A 20,493-nucleotide genomic window follows, 5' to 3' on the forward strand; every position below is an offset into this window, starting at 1 on the left:
GCCAGCCGTCTGGACCGGCACTGTGTGCAAAGCCCCAGGAGAGCCGACTTGCCGGACGACCAGTACCGCCAGGCGTTCACGCGCTGGCTGACGCGCCTGCGCGACGACATCGAGGTGGACTTCGACCCCTTCCACCGGGATCCGGCCGTCGGCGAGTGGCTGTACTCCCTCTTCCGCGACAACGGGGAGATGACCACCGCCCACCTGGCCCCGCATGTCATGGCGCGCCGTACCCTCCTGGCGGAGTCATCCGTGGCCGCGCTGATACGGGACATCCGCGCCGCCGGGCATCGGGCACCCGACATCGTCATCGACGTGATGGAGCCCGACCTCCCGTACAGCCTGGGCAAGATCTCGGTGGAGGGCACCCACATCTTTTCGGTCGACGCGCAGGGCGTCCTCGCCGAGGCGGCCGACGGCGTCCAGACCTACGTGGCCTACCCGGGCTGGACGGTATGGCCCACCTGCCCGGCCCACCGGCTCGGCGTCCATCCCTCCAGCACGGCGGGGGTGGCGGAATGGTCCTGCTCCGCCGGGCACGTACTGCGGCCGATCTGCCGGGACCTGAGCTGAAACCTCCGGCGGCGGATCCGTGACCTCGGCGCGTTGGTCACCAGCTGATGCGGGCCGCCACCGGCAGATGGTCGCTGCCGGTGGCCGACAGCACCCAGGAGCTCTCCGGCCGCACACCGCGGACCAGGATCTGGTCGATCCGTGCCACCGGGAACGTCGCCGGCCAGCTGAAGCCGAAGCCGTCCCCGGCCGTCTCCTGGGCCGAGCGCAGCCGCGAGGTGAGGCCGGCGAACGCGCGGTCGTCCGTGGTGCCGTTCAGGTCGCCGAGCAGCACCGTCCGCTGGTCCGGCTCGGCGGCGACGGCCTCGGCGAGCGCCTTCGCGCCGCGGTCCCGGCTCTCCGTCCAGAAGCCGCTGCTGGGCAGCACGCGTACGGACCCCAGATGGGCCACATACACCGCGAGCGGCCCCTTGTCCGTGGTGACGGTCGCGCGCAGCGCCCGGTTGTAGGCCAGCTTGACGTCGGCCGGCTTGGTGGCCGCCAGCGGCCCGTAGTCCGTCTCGATGTCGACCGGCCGGGTGTCCGACAGCGGCAGCCTGCTCCACAGCCCGACCGTGCCCAGCACCGTGTGGAACGGGTACGTCTTCGCCAGCGCCTTCTCGTACCCGCTCCGGGCCTGCGGGGTGATTTCCTCCAGCGCCAGCAGGTCGGCACCGGAGGCGGCCAGGTCCCGCGCGGTGCCGGCCGGGTCGGGGTTGTCGGCGCTGACGTTGTGGCTGACCAGGGTGAGGTCGCCGCCGGGGTGGGACTTGTCGACGAGCAGCCCCCCGAAGAGGTTCAGCCACACCGTCACCGGCAGCAGCAGCGCGACCACCGCGGAGGCGGAGCGGCGCCAGAGCGCCCCGGCCAGCAGCACCGGGACGAACAGGCCGCACCACGGCAGGAGGCTCTCCACCAGGCTGCCGAGGCCCCCGCGGTCCGTGATCCGCGCGTGCAGCAGCATCAGCAGCCCGAGCAGCAGCGCCAGCGCGGCCGGCACCGGGCCGTGCTTCCAGGGCTCCGGCCGGGTCACGCGGCCGATCACTCTGCGGATGTGCGCGCGGCGGGTGCCGGTACCACTGCGGCCGGTGTCTTCGGCTCCGGTGTCGCTGCGGCCGGTGTCCTCCTGACCCGTCTCGGCCGTGTCCGGCGGCAGCACCGTCCGACCTCGTTCACTGCCGGTCGCTTGATTCATGCGGCCAGTCAAGGCGCTGCCGTGTTGCCTGCATGTATGCCGTTTTCGATACGCCGGCGATATGTGCCGGCTCGTAGCCTTGACGGCATGCGTGTGCTGATCGTCGAGGACGAGCCATATCTGGCGGAAGCCATCCGCGACGGGCTGCGCCTGGCGGCGATCGCGGCCGACATCGCGGGTGACGGCGGTACGGCTCTGGAACTGCTGGGCGTCAACGCCTACGACATCGCCGTCCTCGACCGCGACATCCCCGGCCCGTCCGGTGACGAGGTCGCCGAACGGATCGTCGCCTCCGGCAGCGGCATGCCGATCCTGATGCTCACCGCGGCCGACCGACTCGACGACAAGGCGTCCGGGTTCGAACTCGGCGCCGACGACTACCTCACGAAGCCCTTCGAACTCCAGGAGCTCGTGCTCAGGCTCAGAGCCCTCGACCGCAGGCGGGCCCACAGCAGGCCGCCCGTGCGGGAGATCGCCGGGCTGCGGGTGGATCCGTTCCGCAGGGAGGTCTACCGGGACGGCCGCTATGTCGCGCTGACCAGGAAACAGTTCGCCGTGCTCGAAGTCCTGGTCGCCGCGGAAGGCGGTGTCGTCAGCGCCGAGGAACTCCTGGAGCGCGCGTGGGACGAGAACGCCGACCCGTTCACCAACGCCGTGCGCATCACCGTCTCGGCACTGCGCAAACGACTCGGCGAACCCTGGCTGATCGCCACGGCGCCGGGCGTCGGCTACCGCATCGACACACCGCCGCAGGCCGGAGCCGAGGGAGGAGACCATGGATAGGCTCCCTGGTCCGAGCGTCCGCGTCAGGCTCACCCTCAGTTACGCCGGGTTCCTCATGCTCGCGGGCGCCCTGCTGCTCGGCGCCGTGTGGCTGTTCCTCCTGCGCTACGTCCCCGACCGTGCCGTGCTCATCGCCCGCGACGACACCGCGGGGACCGACGGTGTCTTTCCCGTCCGGTACAACCTCGTGCACGTCTTCCTGCCACGGGCGGCCGCGGTGATGGCGTTCCTGCTGGTGTTCGGCCTCGTGGGCGGGTGGATCCTGGCCGGCCGGATGCTCGCCCCGCTGACCCGTATCACCGAGGCCACCCGCCTGGCCACGAACGGATCGCTCGCGCACCGGATCCGGCTGCCGGGCCGCAACGACGAGTTCCGTGAGCTCGCCGACGCCTTCGACACGATGCTCGCCCGGCTCGAAGCACACGTCGCCGAACAGCGGAGATTCGCGGCCAACGCCTCTCATGAGCTGCGCACCCCGCTCGCGATCTCGAAGACGCTCCTCGACGTGGCCCGTACCGACCCGACGTGCGACACCGGCGAGGTCATCGACCGCCTTCACACCGTCAACACCCGGGCGATCGATCTCACCGAGGCACTGCTCCTGCTCAGCCGTGCCGAGCAGCGGTCGTTCTCCCGGAAACGGGTCGACCTGTCCCTCCTGGCGGAGGAGGCCACCGAGACTCTCCTCCCCCTCGCGGAGAAGCACGGCGTCACCGTCGAGACCGGCGGTGACATCGCCCCCGCGACCGGATCGCCGGCGCTGCTGCTGCAGCTGACCACGAACCTCGTGCACAACGCGATCGTCCACAACCTGCCGGATCAGGGCACCGTGTGGGTCCGTACCGACGTCCGCCCCGGGTCGGTGGTGCTCGCCGTCGAGAACACCGGCGAGCTGGTCACCCCCGAGCTGGCCGCGACACTGACCGAGCCGTTCCGGCGCGGCACCGAGCGCGTGCACACCGATCACGCGGGCGTGGGCCTGGGCCTGGCCATCGTCAAGACCATCACCCAGGCACACGACGGGACGCTCACCCTCGCCCCGCGCCCCGAAGGCGGCATCCGCATCACCGTGGAACTGCCCGCGGCCGCCCCGGACGCCGACCGGGCCGACCGGTAGGTCCCTGGGCTCCGGGGCGGGAGGCCTATTTGACCGACCCCGCCATCACGCCCTGCACGAAGTGCCGCTGGAAGGCGAAGAACACCACCACGGGCACCACGAGGGACAGGAACGCACCCGGCGCCAGCACATCGATGTTGCTGCCGAACTGCCTGATCTGTGACTGGAGTTCGACGGTCAGCGGCTGCGAGGAGGGGTCCGCGAACAGCAGGGCCACCAGCATGTCGTTCCAGACCCACAGGAACTGGAAGATGGCGAGGCTGGCGATCGCCGGCCGTCCTACCGGCAGGACGAGCCGGGTGAAGATCCGCCATTCGCTGCCGCCGTCCATCCGGGCGGCCTCCAGCATCTCCTTGGGCATCTCGGCGAAGTAGTTCCGCAGCAGGAACACCGCGAACGGCAGTCCGTAGGCCACATGGAAGAGCACCACGCCGGGAATCGTGCCGAACAGGCCGAGTTGCCCGAAGAGTTTGGCGACGGGCAGCAGGCCGATCTGCACCGGCACCACCAACAGGGCGACCACCAGCAGGAAGACGGGCTCACGGCCCGGGAAGTCCAGCCAGGCGAAGGCGTATCCGGCCAGCGCCGCCACCACGACCACCAGCGTCGTCGCCGGCACCGAGATCAGCACGGTGTTCCAGAAGGCCTGGGTCATGCCCGAGTTCTTCAGCAGCGCCGAGTAGTTGTCGAAGGACAGCTGCCCGGGACTGGCGAACGCCTTCCACCAGCCGCTGCTCGCCGAGTCCTGCGAGGACCGCAGCGAGGACAGCAGCAGCCCGGCAAGGGGGGTGAGCCAGACCAGCCCGACCACCACGAGGAAGACCTGCACCACGGCGCTGCTCAGGCCGCGTCTGATCGCGTTCATCGCTGACTCCTCCTGAAGCGCCGGACGTTGAAGGCCATGGCCGGGATCACCAGGACCAGGAGCAGCACGCCGATCGCGCTGCCCAGCCCCTGGTTGTTGCCGCCGCCGAAGGACACCAGCCACATCCGGGTGGCGAGGACGCCCGCGTCCTCCTGCACCTGCCCGGGCGCGATGATGTAGACGAGGTCGAAGACCTTCATCACGTTGATGACGAGGGTCACGAACACCACGGTGAGCACCGGCGCCAGCAGCGGCACGGTGATGCGCCGGAAGATCTGCCACTCGTTCGCGCCGTCCATCCGGGCGGCCTCAAGGGCATCCCGGGGAAGAGCGGCGAGTCCCGCGCCGATCAGCACCATCGCGAACCCGGTCCAGATCCACAGGTAGGCCCCGATGATGGCGGGCGTGACGAGGGCGGGTCCGAGCCAGGAGACGCCCTGGTAGGGCTGTGCGAAGTTGGAGGCCGGCAGTTCGACCCCGTAGGAGCCGGCCGCGAGGCCCGTGAAGCGGAAGGAGCCGTCGGCCGCGCTGGTGGTGCTCGCGACGGCCTTGCCGTCGGCGCGTACCGCCTCGACCTTCATCCGCGGCAGCCCGCTCTCCTTGCGGTCGACCACGCCCGGGCTGCCTCCGCCGCCCGGGGTGAAGTCCAGGTAGACCACCCCGCGCAGTTCACCGGCCGCCGCCCGGCGGTGTGCCGCCGGGTAGGCGGGCTGTGCACCGCCCGGCAGGTCCTTCGGTGCGACGCCCACCAGGGGCAGCGTCACCGTGTCGCCCGGCCCGAGGTCCACGGCCGTACGGTACGAGCCGTCCTTCCCGGCCGTGAGGTCCTGGCCGGTGCGGGCGCGGGCGGTGGGGTACTCGGCGGTGCCCTTGAAGGCGTTGTGCACGGTGACCGCGGCCGCGTTGAGCACACCCTTGTGCGGGTCCTCGTCGTAGGCGAGCCGGAAGATGATGCCGGCGGCCAGGAAGGACACCGCCATCGGCAGGAACAGCAGCAGCTTGAAGGCGGTCGCCCAGCGCACCTTCTCCACCAGCACGGCGAGGATCAGGCCGAGCCCGGTGAGCAGGGTGGGGGCCACCAGCACCCAGATCACGGTGTTGCGGATGGCCTTGAGGGTCGCCGGGTCGCTGAACATCTCGGTGTAGTTGTCACCGCCGACGAACCGGGTGCCGGACGCGTCGAAGAAGCTGCGGCCGATCGAGAACAGCACGGGGTAGACGACCATCGCGCCCAGCAGGAGCAGCGCGGGGAACACGAAGAGCAGGGCGATGATCCGGCTGCGGCGGCGGCTTCGCCGGGCGCGTTCGGCCTGCCCGGACAGGGGTGGCCTGGTGTTCTTCACCAGGGTCGCGGTCACGGCCGTCAGCCCTTGTACGCCTTGGCCGCGGCGGTCTCCAGCTGCGCGGCGGTGGCCTTCGGGTTCGACGGGTCGGCCAGGAAGTCCTGGAGGATCTTCCACTCGCCGGCGCCCTTGGTGCCGCCGAAGGCCGCGGGTGCCTGGTCGGACATGTCGAAGCGGACCGAATCGCCGCCGCCCACCAGGGACTTGGCGATGGCGCGGGTGACGTCGTCGCCGTACGAGGACAGGTCCAGGTTCTTGTTCGGGGACAGGAAGCCGCCCTCCTTGGCCCAGACGGCCGCGGCCTCCGGCGTGGCCAGGTACTCCAGGAGCTTCATGCCGGCCGTGGCGTTCTTGCCGGCCTTCAGTACGACCGCCGCGTCACCGCCGCTGACCACCGGCGCCGTACCGCCGTCGACCGCCGGGAAGGGGAAGAACGTCGCGTCCTTGCCGATCGTCTTCTTGAACTGGTCATGGGCGACACCGGCGACGAAGTCGCCCTCGTAGACCATGGCGGCCTCCGGCTTGGGCCCGAAGACCTTCTCCACCGAGGTCGGGAAGTCGGTGTTGAGGGCCTCCTTCTGGCCGCCCGCGATCAGCTGCTTGTCCTTGAAGAGGGTGCCGAGCGTGCCGAGCGCCTTGACCACGGACGCGTCGGTCCACGCGAGCTTGTGGGTGGCGAGGGCGTCGTACTTCTCGGGTCCGGCCTGGGAGAGGTAGATGTTCTCGAACCAGTCGGTGAGGGTCCAGCCGTCCGCGCCGCCTATGGAGAAGGCGGCGAGCCCCGAGTCGGAGACGGTGTGCCCGTCCTTCAGCATGTCCGCCCAGGTGGTGGGCGGCTTGACGCCGGCCTGGTCGAGGGCGTCGGGGCTGTACCAGACGGTGGACTTGTCGGCGGCCTTGAAGTAGAGGCCGTAGAGGGTGCCGCCGACGCTGCCGTAGTTCTTCCAGACGGGCGCGAAGTCGGAGTCCACGGACTGCTGGGTGGTCGTGGACAGGGGCTTCAGCCAGCCGCTCTTGGCGAACTGCTGGAGCACGCCGACCTGCGGGACCATGACGACGTCGGGGGCGTTGCCGCCCTCGATCTTGCTGCCGATGACGGTGGAGACGTTGTCGCCGGTGGACACGAACTGGGTCTTGGCGCCGGTCTTCGCGCTGAACGCGTCGAGGACCTTCTGGAAGCTCTTCAGTTCGTCCCCGGACCAGACACCGGCCACGGTGACGGTCTGGCCGCTGAGCGCCTTGGAGCCGCCGCCGGCCGAGACCGGGCCGCCGCTGCCGCCGCAGGCGGTGGCGCCGAGCGCGAGAGCGAGGGCGGTGCAGCCGGTGAGGAGGGTGGTGGTACGTCGTCGCATCATCGTTGATGTCCCTTCGGGGAAGCCCGAGTTGAGCGGGTGATCGGGTGATCGGGTCGGACGGTCGGGTCAGAGGTCGTTGATCCACCAGGCGGCGGTGGAGCCGGGGAGCACTCCGGCCGGGCAGGGGCCGCTGGCGAGCAGGGGGGTGCCGGAGACGGGGGCCGGGGTGGGTGCCGTACCGAAGTTGACGGCGCAGACCAGGCCGTCACCTCGGAGCAGGCCGTCGCCACGGAGTGGGCCCTCACCGCGGACGAAGCCGAGGACGCCGGGCGGGGTGTCCAGCCACTCCAGCGGCCCGTCGCCCAACTGGGGCAGTCGCGTCCTGAGTTGGAGTCCGTCGCGGTACAGGTGCCAGAAGGAGCGGGTGTCGGCGAGGGCGCGTTCGGTGACGTACTCGGCGAAGTAGTCGGGCTGCGGCAGCCAGGGCCGGGCCCCTTCGGCGCCGGAGGTGAAGCCGAACGGGGAGGCCTGCCCGGACCACGGGAGTGGGACCCGGCAGCCGTCGCGGATCCGGGCCCGACTGCCGGTGCGCCGGAAGATCGGGTCGGTGAGCACGTCGTCGGGCAGGTCGACGACCTCGGGCAGGCCCAGTTCCTCGCCCTGGTAGATGTAGGCGGCGCCGGGCAGCGCCAGCATCAGCAGGGCGGCGGCGCGGGCGCGGGCGGCGCCGAGTCCGCTGCCCTCGGGGGTGGGTTCGCCGTAGCGGGTGACCGTGCGGACCTGGTCGTGGTTGTTGAGGACCCAGGTGACCGTGGAGCCGGTGCCCGCGATGTCCTGCATGGCCTCGCCGATGACCTTGCGGAAGGCGTCGGCGTTCCAGGGGGCGCTCAACAGGTCGAAGAAGAAGGCCTGGTGGAGTTCGTCCGGGCGGACGTAGAGCGCGTGGTCGCGGGCGGTGGGGACGGACACCTCGCCGACGAGGAGGCGTTCGCGGCCGTCGCGGGCCGTGTACTCCTCGCACACCGCGCGCCAGTTGCGCCAGACGTCGTGCACCTCGGGCTGGTTCCAGGCAAGAGGGTTGACCGAGTCGCGGGTGCGGGCGTCGGCCTCCGGGTCCGGGGAGTCGGGCAGTTCGGGATGCTTGAAGAGACCGGCGGCGACGTCGATGCGGAAGCCGTCGACGCCCCGGTCCAGCCAGAAGCGGAGCACCTGGTCGAACTCGTCGGCGACCTCGGGGGTGCGCCAGTTCCAGTCGGGCTGCTCGGGCGCGAACATGTGCAGGTACCACTGTCCGGGCCGGCCGTCCGCCTCGGTCACCCGGCTCCAGGCCGGGCCGCCGAACATGGAGTACCAGTTGTTGGGCGGCTCGGAGCCGTCGGGGCCCCGCCCGTCGGCGAAGTGGAAACGGCCGCGCTCCCGGCTGCCGGGCGCGGCGGCGAGGGCCTGGCCGAACCACGGGTGCTCGTCGGAGCAGTGGTTGGGGACGATGTCGAGCAGCACCCTGATGCCGAGCCGCCGGGCGGCCGCCGTCAGCAGGTCGAACTCGGCGAGGTCGCCGAAGAGCGGGTCCACATCGCAGTAGCCGGCCACGTCGTAGCCGTGGTCGTGCTGCGGCGAGGGGTAGAAGGGGCTCAGCCAGATCCCGTCGACACCGAGCTTCTTCAGGTACGGCAGTCCGGCCCGGACGCCGGCCAGATCGCCGATGCCGTCGCCGGTGCTGTCCAGAAAGCTGCGGACGTAGACCTGGTAGATCACTGCGTCACGCCACCAAGGGTGCCTGTTCAACCCGTTGACCTGTCTGTGCGAAGGGCAGCCGTTGAGGCCGGCTGGTAAAGCCAGCCGTTATGCATGCATGTTAAGTAGGCATGTCGAGAGGGTGTCAACGAGCAGGACGGAAGCTACTGCCCGGTTGGGGTTCTATATCAGGAAAAATAGGCTGCTTGAGAGCGCAGAAGAAACCGTGGCGTTACTTAACAAGTAACTAGTGGTCGGAGAGGGCGGCCAGCTCCCGCGCCAGCCGCCGCACCGCCGCCGCGGGCGTCTCGTGCCCGGTCATCGCGTCGTGCACGACGGCCTGCACCACCAGGCTGACCTGGTCGTAGCGCGGGCTCTTCGGGCGCGGCCGGGCCGCCTGCACGCTGGCGCGCAGGGTCGGCAGATAGGGGAACTCCCGGATCAGCGCGGGGTCTTCGTACAGCGCGGCGCGCACCGGCGGCAGCGCGCCGCGGGTGAGGACCTGGCGCTGCACGGGCGCGCTGGTGAGGTAGGCGATCAGCCGTGCGGCCGAGTCGGGGTGCCGGGCGTGCGTGTTGACGGCCAGGTTGGAGCCGCCGAGGACACTGGTCCCCGGCCCGTCGCGCCCGGGCAGCGGTACGGCGCCGACCTTGCCGGCGACCGCCGAGCCCGGGCCCGAGGCGCCGACGTACGCGTACGGCCAGTTGCGCAGGAAGAGCAGGTGGCCGTCCTGGAACGCCTGTTTGGATTCCTCCTCCGTGTAGGTCAGCGCGGCCTTGGGGATCCAGCCCTCGCGCACCCCGCGGGTGAGGAACCCGATGCCCTCGCGGGCCGCCGCGGAGTCCACGGTGACCCGGGCGCCCTCGTCGCCGAGGATGGTGCCGCCGGCCGAGTAGACGGCCTCGGCGGCGTTCACGGTGAGCCCCTCGTAGGGCAGGAACTGGCCCGCGTAGCCGCCGAGTCCGTACTTGGGCGCGATGGTCTTCGCGTCCTGCTCCAGCTCGGCCCAGGTGCGCGGCGGGCGTACGCCCTCCTTGGCGAGGATGTCCGCGCGGTACAGGAGCAGTCCGGCGTTGGTGACGTACGGAACCGCGTACAGCCGCCCCTCGTAGGTCGCCGTGTCGACGACCCGGGGCAGGAACGTGTCCAGCGGGAAACGGTCCCGGGGCAGCTGCCGGATCCAGCCCGCCGCCGCGAACTCCGAGGTCCAGGCGACGTCGATGTTGAGCACGTCGAACCGGCTGCGGTCGCCGCCGCGCAGGTCGGTGACCATCTGGGCGTGGGTCTCGTCGGCGGAGTCGGGAAGTTCGACGAGGGTGACCTTCTCACCGGGGTGGGTGCGGTTCCAGCCCTCCAGGAGCGGGCCGAGATAGCCCGTGAGGTCCCCCGCGGTGGCCAGGGTCAGCGGGCCACGGCCGTCGCCGGCACCCTGGCCGGTGTGCGCGCCCGAGGCCACGTACCCGGTCATCACCACGACCAGAGCGAGGAGCCCCCTACCCGCGGCACGCCACCACCGCATAGGTTCCTCCCAGTGCACCGCACGGAGCACCTTCACCCCGAGTCGCAGGCCATGTATACCTGTTAGGTATGGGCGATACTAGGGTGCGGAGCACAATCGGTAGACAGGAGGACTGCACACGTGCGCCTGCCCCTCCTGGCACTCCTCGCGCGCGGTCCGGCCCACGGCTACGAGCTGAAGCAGGACCTTGAGCAACTGCTGGGCTCCGCGTACCCTCAGCCGAACATCGGCCAGGTCTATGTCACCCTGGGCCGTCTGGAGAAGCAGGGGCTGATCGAGGGCGAGGACGTCGAGCAGTCCAGCCGTCCCAACAAGAAGGTCTACCACCTCACCGAGGCCGGGCAGGACGAACTCCGCGCCTGGTTCGAGAAGCCCGAGGACGAGCCCCGGGTGCGGGACGAGTTCTTCATGAAGCTGGCGCTCGCTCCGCAGACCGGACTCGCCGACCAGATCGCCCTGATCAACCGGCAGCGGCGGCAGTACCTGACCACCATGCGCAGCCTGTCGAAGCTGGCCGCCGCCGAGAACCGCGACAACCGGATCGCCCATCTGCTGATCGAGGGCGCGATGCTGCATCTGCAGGCCGATCTCGACTGGCTGGAACGGTGCCAGGAAGAGCTGGAAGAACTGGAGGGGCTGGAATGACGCAGGGTCCCGCTCCTGTGCTGCGCGCCGAGGCCCAGGTCGCTCCCCTACTGCGCGCCGAGGGCCTGGTCAAAACGCACCACGGCGAGGGCGCCCCGGCCCGTGCCGTGCGCGGCGTGGACCTCTCCCTCCGGCCGGGCGAGTTCGTCGCCGTCACCGGCCCGTCCGGAGCCGGCAAGTCCACGCTGCTGCACCTGCTGGGCGGACTGCAGCGGCCGGACGCCGGCAGCGTCTGGCTGGACGGCACCCGCGCCGACGACTGGAGCGAGGCCCGCTGGGCGGTCGAGCGCAGGAAGCGGATCGGGATCGTCTTCCAGTTCTTCAACCTGGTGTCGAACCTGTCGGTGGCGGACAACGTGGAACTCCCCGCGCTCCTCGCCGGGGTACCTCCGAAGCAGGCACGCGCCGAACGCACGGCACTCCTGTCCGAACTCGGCCTCGACGGCAAGGACCGCAGTCTGCCGGGCGAGCTGTCCGGCGGCGAGCAGCAGCGGGTCGCGCTGGCCCGAGCCCTGGTCAACCACCCCCCGCTCCTCCTCGCCGACGAACCCGCGGGCAGCCTGGACAGCAAGGGCACCCGCGAGGTGATGCGCCTGCTGTCCCGCTTCCACGCCCGCGGCCAGACGATTCTCCTGGTCACCCATGACGCCCGGCTGGCCAGCGCAGCGGACCGGGTGATCAGCTTCTTCGACGGCCGGATAGCCGACGACGCGGAACTCGACGCCACGCCCACCCGCGGGACCGGCATCTCCGGCGTGCTCGAACTGACGGACTGACGGACCGACATGCGACCGACCGATATGCGAACGGCCGACACGCGCCCGCCCAGCACACGGGCGCACGACGTCTCGCGGAGGGGCTGAGCCGTATGCGGGCCACCTTGCGCTGGGCGCACTCCGATCTGCGCACGCACCGCGGCGAGGCGCTGTTCCTGGTGCTGGCCACGGTCGGCATCGTACTGTCGCTGCTCCTGGCCACCGCCCTCTTCGGCTACGCCACCAACCCCTGGCAGCGCGTCTTCGAACAGACCCGCGGCGCGCACGTATGGCTGCACACCGCCCGGTCCGCGCAGGTCGGAAAACTGGCCGGCCTGGACGGCGTCGAGTCCGAGGCCGGCCCGTACGCCACCGAGTCCACCACCCTCACCTCCCACGGCACCCGAGCCGCCGTGGAACTGCGCGCCACCCCCCAGCACCTGACGATCGGCCGCCCGCTCCTGGTCTCCGGCCGCTGGCTCGACCCGACGTCCCCCGACGGCGTGGTCCTGGAGAGCCACCTGGCCCGCGCCCTGCTCGCCGAGCCAGGCGACACCCTCACCCTGCTGGGCACCACCCGCACGATCACGGTCCTCGGCATAGCCGACAGTGCCGAACCGCGCTACGACCCGGAAGAGCAGCCAGGCCTGGTCTGGGCCCCGCCCTCCGTCGTCAGCACCCCGAACGGCCAGGTCATCGGCCTGCGCCTGACCAACCCCGACGACACCGACTACGCCGTACAGCGAGCCGTCACAGCGCTGGGCGCCGGCGCGATCGGCGAGGTCGCCACCTGGCAGCAGGCACGCGCCGAGGCACAGGGCGACAACCGGCTGCTCGGCCAGGTCCTGGCCCTGTTCGGACTGGGCGCACTGATAGCCGCCGGACTGGCAGTGCACGGAGCGATCACCACCCGCATCCGCGGCCATCTCCGGGACATCTCCATCCTCAAGGCGATCGGCTTCACCCCCGACCAGGTGGTCCGCGTCTTCCTCCTCCAGCACATCGCCTACGCGCTCCTCGGCGCCGTGACCGCGGCCGCGCTGACCCGCTCCCTGGGCAGCAGACTCCCCGGCCGCCTGGGGGACGCGATCGCCCTCTGGCAGGGCCTGCCCGGCCACGCCGTAGCACTGACCGCGATCCCAGCCGGCGCGGTCCTGTTCATCGCAGCGACGACAGGCCTGGCCGCCTGGCGTGCGGGGCGGGTGCCACCGGTACCCATGCCACTCCCGTCCTTCCGCGCCGGTGTCACCACCCGACAGCCCGCCGGACGCCTCTCTGCCCCGGCCCGACACGCACTCGGCCTCCGCGTACCGCCCGCCCTGGTCCTGGGCTGGCACACCGCCTTCGCCCGCCGAACCCGCTCACTCACCACCATCGCCCGACTGGCCCTGCCCCTCCTCCTCATCGTCGTGGCGATGAGCGCATGGACCACCATCAGCCGCTTCCACAGCGACCCCGGGCGGATCGGGCTCCCGGCCGCGCTCACCGTCCACGCCGACGCGGGCCTCGACGACCGGCAGACCCGCGCCCTCCTGGCCCGCGACCCGCAGGTGGCCGCCGCCTACCCGGGCGTGGAGGTGGCCGCGCTGGTCCCGGGCCAGACGGCGACGATCGCCCTGCGCGGCTTCGGCACCGACCAGGATCCGTACCCGTACGCCCTGGCCGAGGGCCGCCCCGCACGCGGCACCGACGAGGCGGTGGCCGGCCAGGGCCTGCTGGACCTTCTCGACGCGCACGTCGGCGACTGGGTCCGCATGACCGTCGGCAACCAGCCGCAGATCCTGCACATCGTGGGCCGCAGCATCGAGACGGAGAACGCCGGCCGGGTCATCTCCACGTCGCTGGACACCCTGCGCGAGAACGACCCCCGCCTGACCCCCACGCTCTACCAGGTCCGCCTCCACCCCGGCACCGACGTCCACGAGGCCGCCCGTCGCCTGACCACGGCCGGAGCCGGCCGCCTGGACGTACACACCGTGACCAACCCGGCGGACGGTCTCTCCCCCCTGCGCGGAGTGGCGGCCGGAGTGATCGCGGTCCTGGCCCTGATCGGCCTGGTGGAACTCCTCACCGCAATCGGCGGCACGGTACGCGAAGGCGAACGCGACCTCCTCGCCCTCAAGGCCATCGGCCTCTCCCCCCGCCAGATCACCGCCGTCACCGTCACGGCCACCGGCTGCACGGCGCTGGCCGCGGTCCTGGCGGCCACGGCCCTGGGCGCCCCCCTCTCCCACTGGCTGATCAACACACAGGGCAGATCGAGCGGCATCGGCGCGGGCATCGCACAGGGCCCGCCCCTCCTGCTCCTGCTCGTGTTCGGCACGGCAGCGGTCGCGGGCGCGGCGGCTTTGTCCGCTGTCCCGGCAACCCGCGCCGCACGACGCCGACTGGCGGACACGCTGAGCGCGGTGGCCTGAGCGGCGCGGCACCGCGCCGAGGATCGCGACACCCACACCCCGCCCCCACCACGTACGCAGCACCCCCTACGCCTGCCTCACCTTCTTCGAAGACCTGGTCACACTCACCCACGCCAAGTCCGTCCAGGACGTCTACATCGCAGCACGCAAGCGCGCCTACGGGCATGACGGGGCCCCGGCGTAGTCGTCTCGGACGGCGTCGGAATCAGGGAATCGTCATCCGGTACGCCACCGAGCCCTGTTCTGCCGGTGACGCCGCGAACGTTGCGCTGTGTCCCGTCGGCCGAACGGCGTCCGCCCCCTCACTTGCTGTCGTCGACGAGCCGGAAAGGACCAGAAGTGCGGGAATGGACCTGGCCCTTCCCGGTCGCCGCTACATGATCGACCGTGAGACACCCGGCCCCGGTAGGGTCCAACAGTCCCTTCCCTGGCCGCCGATAGGGCCGAACGGCCCTTCTTCGCGCCGCCGAGCCAGTCGCTTTACGAACCCATGACGAGCCCTAAAGGTTCTACGGAACCCTCGTATCCGTATGACTGCGTGTGCGGGATCCGAAGAACCGGATCAGGAGACACGGTGCTCGTTACACAGAAGGCGGCGGGAACTCTCTTTGTGGGTGGTGCGCTCAGCCTCACCCTCGGCTCCCTCCTCTACCCCTCCATGCTCGGAGTCCAGAAGGTCAGCAGCGCACCCGACCGGGTCGTCGCCACCCCGGCGACCGGACCGCTGACGGAAGCCGACCGGGATTTCGTGGTCAAGGTGCGCTCGGCGGGGCTGTGGGAGTACCCCGTCGGTCAGAGGGCGTTGAAGAAGGGGACAACGAAGGCCGTCAGGAGCGCTGGGGAGCATCTGGTCGACGGGGACGCCGCGTTGGACGCCGCCTGCCGCAACGTCGCCAATCAGCTGGGGATCACGCTGCCCAACCAGCCGTCGCCGCAGCAGCAGGGCTTCGAGTCCCGGCTGAACGGGGAAAGCGGCAAGCAGTTCGACACGGACCTGGCCACCACCGTGCGTGCGACGAACGGCCAGTTCCTCACCACGATCGCCAGCGTCCGCACCACCACGAGGAACTCGCTGGTCCGCGCGCTGGCCGACCAGGCCAACGACACGGTCCTGGACCACATCACGGTCGTGGAGAAGACCGGCCTGGTCGACTTCGGCCAGGCCCTCGTCCAACAGACCACCTCGTCCAACCTTCCGGCCCAACAGCTGACCCCGCCACCCGCGGTCGCGGGCCAGCCGCAGGCCGTCCTCACTCCGCCGGCGAACAGCACGGTGTCACCGAGTCCGACGGTGGGGTGAAGTGAGGACCGGGGCCGAGCGGCCTACGCCGGCCGGGCGGTCGTAGTGTTCGGCCCCGGTCCCCTGTCACCCCCCAAAGGGAACCCGGCCTCTGGGCCGCGGAAACAGGGAGCGGCAGACGAGTCGGGCTGTACGCCGGGGAGTGTCGGCCCTGGTGGACCGTTGGCACAGCGAGGGGAGCACCCGGCCTGCTGTGCCTTGGGGTCGGCTGCCTTGTAGCCGGCAGCCGACGGATCTGTTGGGAAACGCACCCCTGGCCCTACTGGGTCACCGGGAGTGCCCCACGTCCACTGCGAGATGGTTGGCCGTCTGGAAGACCCGCAACGGGGAACCTTTTGCCGCGACCATGATGTCGAGTCCCCGGAACGGCCCGTACGCTCGCCCCGCTCCCATCGAAACGGTCAGCTGCTGTTACGTTGCCCGGATGAGGAAGGGACCTGCTACGTGGGAAGCCGGGGCGGACGAGCCGCTCGGTTTCGTGATCGCTTCGGTGGGCAACGCGGCGGCTCTCGCATTCGAGTCGGCCCTGGCCGAGGAGGACCTGCATCCGCGGCATTTCGCCGTGCTGCGCGGGTTGCGTGACGGCGAGGAACATGCGCAGCAGCAGCTTGCCTCCGCACTCGGAATCCCGGCCAGCCGCTTGGTCGGGCTGCTGTCGCTGCTCATCGAGAGAGGCCTGGTGGAGCGGCGCGAGTCGCCGGCTGACGCCCGGGTGAAGCTGGTGCGCCTGCGGGAAGAGGGCCGGGCGGAGCTGGAGAAGCTGATCGGGCTCGCGGGCGCCTCGGAGCGGCGGCTGACTGCAGGTCTGACGGCGGAGGACAAGGCAGAACTGCGTCGACTGCTCGGGATCGTCCATACCAACGTCGCTGTCGAGTCGGGGGCGCGGCCCGCTCGGGTGTGGTGATCGGGCCCCTCCGGCCCGCCTGGTTGTCCGACCCGGTGTCGGGGTGGGCCTTGCAATATCGTTTCGGTTGGAATAATTTCAATGGAAACAGATTGAGGCGCCTGCAGGGCGCCCTGCAGGGGGAGACGATGATGACCGCGAAGAGCGAGGACACGGTCGAGGAGTTCCTTGAGCGGGTCCGGCAGGCCTGGGACGCAGGTGACGCGACCCGCTACGCCGCGCAGTTCGCCGAGGATGCCTCATACGTGATCTTCATGGGAGATGCCATGTTCGGGCGCACCGCCATCGCGCAGACACACCATGAGGTGTTCACCCGGTGGCAGAAGGGCACGCGCATGACGGTCAAGCCGATCGATGTGCGCATGCCGGACGAGTTCACGGCGGTGGTGACCACGGTCGGCGGCATCGGCAAGGGCAGCCTTGTCGATGTGGACAAGTTCCAGACCTTCACGCTGCGTCGCCACGACGGACGTTGGGAATGCGTGGCGTTCCAGAACACCGAGATGAGCCGCCGGTCCAGGCGTGCCTACCGCTCCCGCTGACCGCTCGCACCCGTTCTTGACCCCGTCACGGCGACTTCTCCTTCGGCCCGCCCGCACCCGACAGCCGCAACGCCTACCGGGCGTTCACGGAGTCCTGCACCGGTCACGAGCTGGGCGAAGCACCGGTTCTTCCTCGTGACGATGAAGCCGCACTTCTCCAGTACGCGGATGGGACCGGCATTATCGGCGGCGTCGTCGGCGTGCAGCGGCCGGGCGGGCTCCATCCCGATCGGTTCGGCAAGGGCCGCGGTCGCGATGCCTGGACCCCAATACGTCCGTCCGATGACGTACGTCACCGCACGCTCCTCGGCGGGCCGAAGAACCTTCGGGAGAGCGGTGAGGGTGCATCTGCCGCACCGGGACGGCATGATGCACCGTGGCCACGGACGAAGTCTGTGAACGCGGCCTGCCGGCCCACGTCAAACCCTGTTCACAGTCTCTTGCAGGGCAGGCAGCCGAGAGGCTGATCCACCTGCCCCGACCACCGGATCACCGGCGACCGGCCCTCCCTGACAGGATGGCCGCCATGGAGATCACTCCGGGACTCGGCATCGACCTCGTCAAGATCGGCGATCGACGCCCGCAGGTCGAAGACCGCATCGGTCCGCCGCATCACGGTCCCGGCGGCCGGCGGGCCGTCTACACCACCTCACCCATGCTGGTGATCACCTATGCGGCGGACGAGACGGTCGAACTCGTGGAGATCCGCTACAGCGGTGAAGGCGGCGATACCGAAGTGAACTTTGACGGGGTTCAATTGACCCATCGCTTCCTGGACGACGTCGTCGCGGATCTCCATGCCCTGGGGTACACGAGCACGCCCTCGGACATCGGCCACGACTTCCACGCCGGTTTCTCCGTGTGGTCCATGCACTCACTGTGGGCACGTGATCTCGACCCTGAAGCCGACGAGGACGACGAACGCGCGGTCTCGGAAACAGTCTCGGTGGCGCCGTACGCCTACTTCACCAAGGGATAGCAAGAGGAACGGCACCGGTGGCCCACGTCATGCGTTCGCGCCTGAACGGCGCTACGAACCTCCGAGCGCGCAACGCCTGTTCCGCGATCTCCTGCGGGTATGCCTGATACACCCCGATCGTGGAGTCGGCGTATTCCGCCCCCTGCTCCGCCTCCGTCACTGAAGGCGCACCTCGGACACCCACGTACCCGCCTTGTGGACTTCCGGTCCCTCGACATGTGTGGCACCGGCCGTGTAGAGCAGCCACAGCAGTACCAGGGAGCCGAAGAAGGATTCTCCCCAGCTGTCGACCCAGATACGGAGCCGCGACGGCCCCACCCGGACGATGTCCCAGAACTCCCAGCCGCGAGAATCTTCGTCGGGTCGAACCGATGGATCCAGTTCTGCAAGGACCAAGGGCCCCCACCGCTACGGTCCACGTACGCGGTGCGGCCGTGCCGGACGAATTCCGGTGGCGGCACCTCGCCGTCCCGGACGGAGGCCGTCGTGAACCAGGCGGGAAACTCGTCCGTCGGCAGATCTTCATCGTCGAACTCCGCCGTGCAGGCCAGGTGGAGGGCGGCCGACAGGACGCGACGTACGCGGAGCGCGTACACCTCGGGGGTCCCCTCGAAAACATCGAGCTCATGTTCAAATACCGGAGGCTTCAGCACCATACTCCGACAGCTGTCGCGAACGGCTGACTGTTACTTGAGCGCCCGCCGCGGGCGCCGAGAACCCCTGAGACCTGTGGATCGGAGCAGTCGGCCATGGATATGACACTTCGAAGGGTTTCCACTGCGGATGCGGACAAGGGATTCCGGCATGTCGTTTCCGGATTCTCGGGTGAACGCAGCAGTGTGGAGAGCGAGTGCTTTCTCGGCCGTGAGTGGGAAGTCCTGGAGCAGATCCTGCTGACTCAGGGGCCTGAGGAGATCAGCGAACTTCCCATCACCATGGGCGACCTCCTCGGTGACGACGGCCTCGGTACCGCCTGCTTCTACCTCCCGCCCGACGAGGTGGCGGTCGCAGCCCGCTTCCTGGCCGCCTTCGACGCCGAACGGTCCGTCGCCGACCACGCCGACGAGCTCGCGAGGACGTTTCGCCACGGCGGTATCCCGGACGACCACCTGGAAATCCTCAGCCGTTACCTGAAGAACGTCCGCGATCTCTACGTCGCGGCCGATCGGGCAAGCGAAGGCGTTGCGAAACTCGTCCAGGGCTGAGACCCGCCACCCCGGGCCGCGGTCAGCAAGGGCTGCCGCCGTCGCGAGCGCCACGGGCGTACTGAGCCTTCACGACGACGGCTGGGGCGGCGAGGGTCGCACCCGGGTGAAATCGAAGAGGGATCCAGGCAGGCGCCCCGCGAGCCGGAGGCCGGCGCCTGACGGTGAGGCGGTCCGCACGGCCCGATCGCCCCCCTGCGTCCGGAGCGGGAGAACCCATTGGACAAAAGTTGCGTTGTTGCATGCGGCGATATCCAGCGGAGCATGTCCTGAACCCTGGATGATGGGTAACTAGACAGTGACGGAAAGTAGCGAGGGGCGATGCCGTGGGGGCCACGATGACCGCACAGGAAACCGATCACACGGAGGGATTCCCTCCGCGCTGTTCCTCTGCGCACCACCTGGGCGGAGCACACCGGCGCCCGCGGGCCGAGGGCGGCCGGGCCGTGTCGTCCGCCGTGTTCATCGCCGCCTGTACGGTCTTCGGGCTCGCCGTGGCCACCGGGGCAGCCCTCGCCGTGCCCCGTACCGGGCGTACGGCCGTGTTCCTGGCCGTGCAAGCGGCGGCGACCTTCCTCGCAGTGTTGCTGGGGCTGCTGCGCCGCACACGTCGCGCGTCAGGCACCCTGCCCGGCGCTGCCTGGCCCACCACAGGCGAATTCCAGCGCACGACCGTCAACGGCGGCGGTGCGATCCCTGACGCCGGTTAGAACCGCGACCGGCTCCGCGCCGCCCCGGCCGCTGGCGCGTCCCGCGGCCGGCACTACGGCGGCGGCTCACGGTCGCCACACTCGCTCCGGCGGCCGATGTCGCCGTCCCGGAGGCGATCGCCCAGCCGGGGACACCGGCGGCGTGGACCGCCATCACGATGCCGATCAGGGATGCAGGCAGCAATAACACGAGCAGTGCGAATTGGAACACGGCAGGCCACGCCGTGTCGTTCTTTGTGAAGACCCGCTCCGAAAGACGGTCCAGAAAATCCAGAAAGCTTTCAGGCGGAGTATCTGAACGGTCGTTTGGCGTCCCCGTTCTCCGATCATAGATATATGCGCCGTCCGCAGAGGAGTCGCGTCCGACCGCCTCCCACCCTGAACCGCGACGCCCATTCGGACCGGCCCCGTTCTGCGACGGGATATCCGGCGTTCCAGAACCGGACTGAGGCATCCCTGATGCCGTGGGAACAGGATCGGGCACCGGGAACTCCTGACTGATACACACCAACATGGAGCAACGTGCGCCGCCCCCATCACACCGAGCGGCTCCTCAACCGCCGGTCACAGGCAGACCGCAGACGCATCAGGCACAACCTGCGACGATCCCCTGATCGCCGTTGCCCGTCCGCA

The 20,493-nt window shown here is 70.0% G+C and carries 21 protein-coding genes; 12 read left to right on the forward strand and 9 right to left on the reverse strand.

The window, feature by feature from the left end:
• Positions 1 to 48: 48 nt before the first annotated feature.
• The gene (locus tag ACIRR9_RS10875) at positions 49 to 573 is read left to right on the forward strand and encodes a hypothetical protein (protein ID WP_403749815.1); all 525 of its coding nucleotides are present in this window, start codon (positions 49 to 51) and stop codon (positions 571 to 573) included.
• A gap of 37 nt (positions 574 to 610) precedes the next feature.
• On the opposite strand, the gene ACIRR9_RS10880 is transcribed toward ACIRR9_RS10875, so the two are convergent.
• Entirely contained in the window at positions 611 to 1,747 is a 1,137-nt protein-coding gene (locus ACIRR9_RS10880) for an endonuclease/exonuclease/phosphatase family protein (RefSeq protein WP_403749818.1), read from the reverse strand.
• 87 nt (positions 1,748 to 1,834) lie between these two features.
• On the opposite strand from ACIRR9_RS10880, the gene ACIRR9_RS10885 reads away from it, so the two are divergent.
• Both ACIRR9_RS10885 and ACIRR9_RS10890 read left to right on the forward strand, forming a co-directional pair.
• Positions 1,835 to 2,530, forward strand: a complete 696-nt coding sequence (locus ACIRR9_RS10885; protein WP_403749821.1) for a response regulator transcription factor — start codon at positions 1,835 to 1,837, stop codon at positions 2,528 to 2,530.
• Complete coding sequence (locus tag ACIRR9_RS10890; RefSeq protein ID WP_403749823.1) at positions 2,523 to 3,647, forward strand: sensor histidine kinase; 1,125 nt, start codon at positions 2,523 to 2,525, stop codon at positions 3,645 to 3,647. Before ACIRR9_RS10885 ends, ACIRR9_RS10890 begins: the two co-directional genes overlap by 8 nt.
• A 25-nt stretch (positions 3,648 to 3,672) precedes the next feature.
• Here ACIRR9_RS10890 and ACIRR9_RS10895 read toward each other — a convergent pair whose 3' ends face one another.
• The 5 genes from ACIRR9_RS10895 to ACIRR9_RS10915 form a co-directional block, all read right to left on the reverse strand.
• The gene (locus ACIRR9_RS10895; RefSeq protein WP_384557116.1) at positions 3,673 to 4,512 is read right to left on the reverse strand and encodes a carbohydrate ABC transporter permease; all 840 of its coding nucleotides are present in this window, start codon (positions 4,510 to 4,512) and stop codon (positions 3,673 to 3,675) included.
• Positions 4,509 to 5,870 carry an ABC transporter permease subunit gene (locus ACIRR9_RS10900; protein ID WP_403749825.1) on the reverse strand — a complete coding sequence of 454 codons (1,362 nt, stop codon included), beginning with the start codon at positions 5,868 to 5,870 and terminating at the stop codon, positions 4,509 to 4,511. Before ACIRR9_RS10900 ends, ACIRR9_RS10895 begins: the two co-directional genes overlap by 4 nt.
• A gap of 5 nt (positions 5,871 to 5,875) precedes the next feature.
• Positions 5,876 to 7,210 (reverse strand): ABC transporter substrate-binding protein, encoded by a 1,335-nt coding sequence (locus ACIRR9_RS10905; protein ID WP_403749827.1) that lies wholly within the window; start codon positions 7,208 to 7,210, stop codon positions 5,876 to 5,878.
• A 66-nt stretch (positions 7,211 to 7,276) separates the two neighbouring features.
• Complete coding sequence (locus ACIRR9_RS10910; RefSeq protein ID WP_403749829.1) at positions 7,277 to 8,935, reverse strand: alpha-amylase family glycosyl hydrolase; 1,659 nt, start codon at positions 8,933 to 8,935, stop codon at positions 7,277 to 7,279.
• A 196-nt stretch (positions 8,936 to 9,131) separates the two neighbouring features.
• A complete protein-coding gene (locus ACIRR9_RS10915) occupies positions 9,132 to 10,403 on the reverse strand; it encodes an ABC transporter substrate-binding protein (protein ID WP_403749831.1) in 1,272 nt (423 codons plus the stop codon).
• Between the two features lie 120 nt (positions 10,404 to 10,523).
• Between ACIRR9_RS10915 and ACIRR9_RS10920 the strand changes: the two genes are divergently transcribed.
• The 6 genes from ACIRR9_RS10920 (at position 10,524) to ACIRR9_RS10945 (ending at position 16,966) form a co-directional block, all read left to right on the forward strand.
• Positions 10,524 to 11,048 (forward strand): PadR family transcriptional regulator, encoded by a 525-nt coding sequence (locus ACIRR9_RS10920; protein ID WP_123977659.1) that lies wholly within the window; start codon positions 10,524 to 10,526, stop codon positions 11,046 to 11,048.
• Entirely contained in the window at positions 11,045 to 11,824 is a 780-nt protein-coding gene (locus ACIRR9_RS10925) for an ABC transporter ATP-binding protein (RefSeq protein ID WP_403749834.1), read from the forward strand. The genes ACIRR9_RS10920 and ACIRR9_RS10925 overlap by 4 nt, the downstream gene beginning before the upstream one ends.
• Positions 11,825 to 11,916: 92 nt before the next feature.
• Entirely contained in the window at positions 11,917 to 14,220 is a 2,304-nt protein-coding gene (locus ACIRR9_RS10930; RefSeq protein WP_403749837.1) for an ABC transporter permease, read from the forward strand.
• 610 nt (positions 14,221 to 14,830) lie between these two features.
• Positions 14,831 to 15,520, forward strand: coding sequence for a DUF4142 domain-containing protein (locus tag ACIRR9_RS10935; protein ID WP_403750519.1), 690 nt, complete (start codon positions 14,831 to 14,833; stop codon positions 15,518 to 15,520).
• 424 nt (positions 15,521 to 15,944) lie between these two features.
• A complete protein-coding gene (locus ACIRR9_RS10940) occupies positions 15,945 to 16,424 on the forward strand; it encodes a MarR family winged helix-turn-helix transcriptional regulator (RefSeq protein ID WP_403749839.1) in 480 nt (159 codons plus the stop codon).
• Positions 16,421 to 16,966, forward strand: coding sequence for an SgcJ/EcaC family oxidoreductase (locus tag ACIRR9_RS10945; protein WP_403749841.1), 546 nt, complete (start codon positions 16,421 to 16,423; stop codon positions 16,964 to 16,966). The genes ACIRR9_RS10940 and ACIRR9_RS10945 overlap by 4 nt, the downstream gene beginning before the upstream one ends.
• On the opposite strand, the gene ACIRR9_RS10950 is transcribed toward ACIRR9_RS10945, so the two are convergent.
• Positions 16,951 to 17,262 carry a hypothetical protein gene (locus ACIRR9_RS10950; RefSeq protein WP_403749843.1) on the reverse strand — a complete coding sequence of 104 codons (312 nt, stop codon included), beginning with the start codon at positions 17,260 to 17,262 and terminating at the stop codon, positions 16,951 to 16,953. The genes ACIRR9_RS10945 and ACIRR9_RS10950 overlap by 16 nt on opposite strands.
• Before the next feature lie 230 nt (positions 17,263 to 17,492).
• Here ACIRR9_RS10950 and ACIRR9_RS10955 point away from each other — a divergent pair, with 230 nt between their 5' ends.
• On the forward strand, positions 17,493 to 17,945 hold the full coding sequence (locus ACIRR9_RS10955; protein ID WP_403749844.1) for a hypothetical protein: 453 nt from the start codon (positions 17,493 to 17,495) through the stop codon (positions 17,943 to 17,945).
• On the opposite strand, the gene ACIRR9_RS10960 is transcribed toward ACIRR9_RS10955, so the two are convergent.
• Both ACIRR9_RS10960 and ACIRR9_RS10965 read right to left on the reverse strand, forming a co-directional pair.
• Positions 17,932 to 18,192, reverse strand: a complete 261-nt coding sequence (locus tag ACIRR9_RS10960; RefSeq protein ID WP_403749846.1) for a DUF4291 family protein — start codon at positions 18,190 to 18,192, stop codon at positions 17,932 to 17,934. The genes ACIRR9_RS10955 and ACIRR9_RS10960 overlap by 14 nt on opposite strands.
• Positions 18,102 to 18,341: a hypothetical protein gene (locus ACIRR9_RS10965; RefSeq protein ID WP_403750557.1), complete on the reverse strand. Its 240-nt coding sequence runs from the start codon at positions 18,339 to 18,341 to the stop codon at positions 18,102 to 18,104. The genes ACIRR9_RS10960 and ACIRR9_RS10965 overlap by 91 nt, the downstream gene beginning before the upstream one ends.
• Positions 18,342 to 18,784: 443 nt before the next feature.
• Here ACIRR9_RS10965 and ACIRR9_RS10970 point away from each other — a divergent pair, with 443 nt between their 5' ends.
• Together ACIRR9_RS10970 and ACIRR9_RS10975 are read left to right on the forward strand one after the other, a co-directional pair.
• A complete protein-coding gene (locus ACIRR9_RS10970; protein WP_403749848.1) occupies positions 18,785 to 19,150 on the forward strand; it encodes a hypothetical protein in 366 nt (121 codons plus the stop codon).
• A 446-nt stretch (positions 19,151 to 19,596) separates the two neighbouring features.
• Complete coding sequence (locus tag ACIRR9_RS10975) at positions 19,597 to 19,860, forward strand: hypothetical protein (protein ID WP_403749850.1); 264 nt, start codon at positions 19,597 to 19,599, stop codon at positions 19,858 to 19,860.
• Positions 19,861 to 20,493: the final 633 nt, after the last annotated feature.

The organism is Streptomyces sp. NPDC101234 (assembly GCF_044767525.1).
Classification (GTDB): domain Bacteria; phylum Actinomycetota; class Actinomycetes; order Streptomycetales; family Streptomycetaceae; genus Streptomyces; species Streptomyces sasae.

Coding starts and splice junctions, on each gene's coding strand:
- ACIRR9_RS10880 (WP_403749818.1), bottom strand. CDS start 1,747: ATGAATCAAGCGACCGGCAGTGAACGAGGTCGGACGGTGCTGCCGCCG.
- ACIRR9_RS10885 (WP_403749821.1), top strand. CDS start 1,835: ATGCGTGTGCTGATCGTCGAGGACGAGCCATATCTGGCGGAAGCCATC.
- ACIRR9_RS10890 (WP_403749823.1), top strand. CDS start 2,523: ATGGATAGGCTCCCTGGTCCGAGCGTCCGCGTCAGGCTCACCCTCAGT.
- ACIRR9_RS10895 (WP_384557116.1), bottom strand. CDS start 4,512: ATGAACGCGATCAGACGCGGCCTGAGCAGCGCCGTGGTGCAGGTCTTC.
- ACIRR9_RS10905 (WP_403749827.1), bottom strand. CDS start 7,210: ATGATGCGACGACGTACCACCACCCTCCTCACCGGCTGCACCGCCCTC.
- ACIRR9_RS10915 (WP_403749831.1), bottom strand. CDS start 10,403: ATGCGGTGGTGGCGTGCCGCGGGTAGGGGGCTCCTCGCTCTGGTCGTG.
- ACIRR9_RS10925 (WP_403749834.1), top strand. CDS start 11,045: ATGACGCAGGGTCCCGCTCCTGTGCTGCGCGCCGAGGCCCAGGTCGCT.
- ACIRR9_RS10930 (WP_403749837.1), top strand. CDS start 11,917: ATGCGGGCCACCTTGCGCTGGGCGCACTCCGATCTGCGCACGCACCGC.
- ACIRR9_RS10940 (WP_403749839.1), top strand. CDS start 15,945: ATGAGGAAGGGACCTGCTACGTGGGAAGCCGGGGCGGACGAGCCGCTC.
- ACIRR9_RS10955 (WP_403749844.1), top strand. CDS start 17,493: ATGGAGATCACTCCGGGACTCGGCATCGACCTCGTCAAGATCGGCGAT.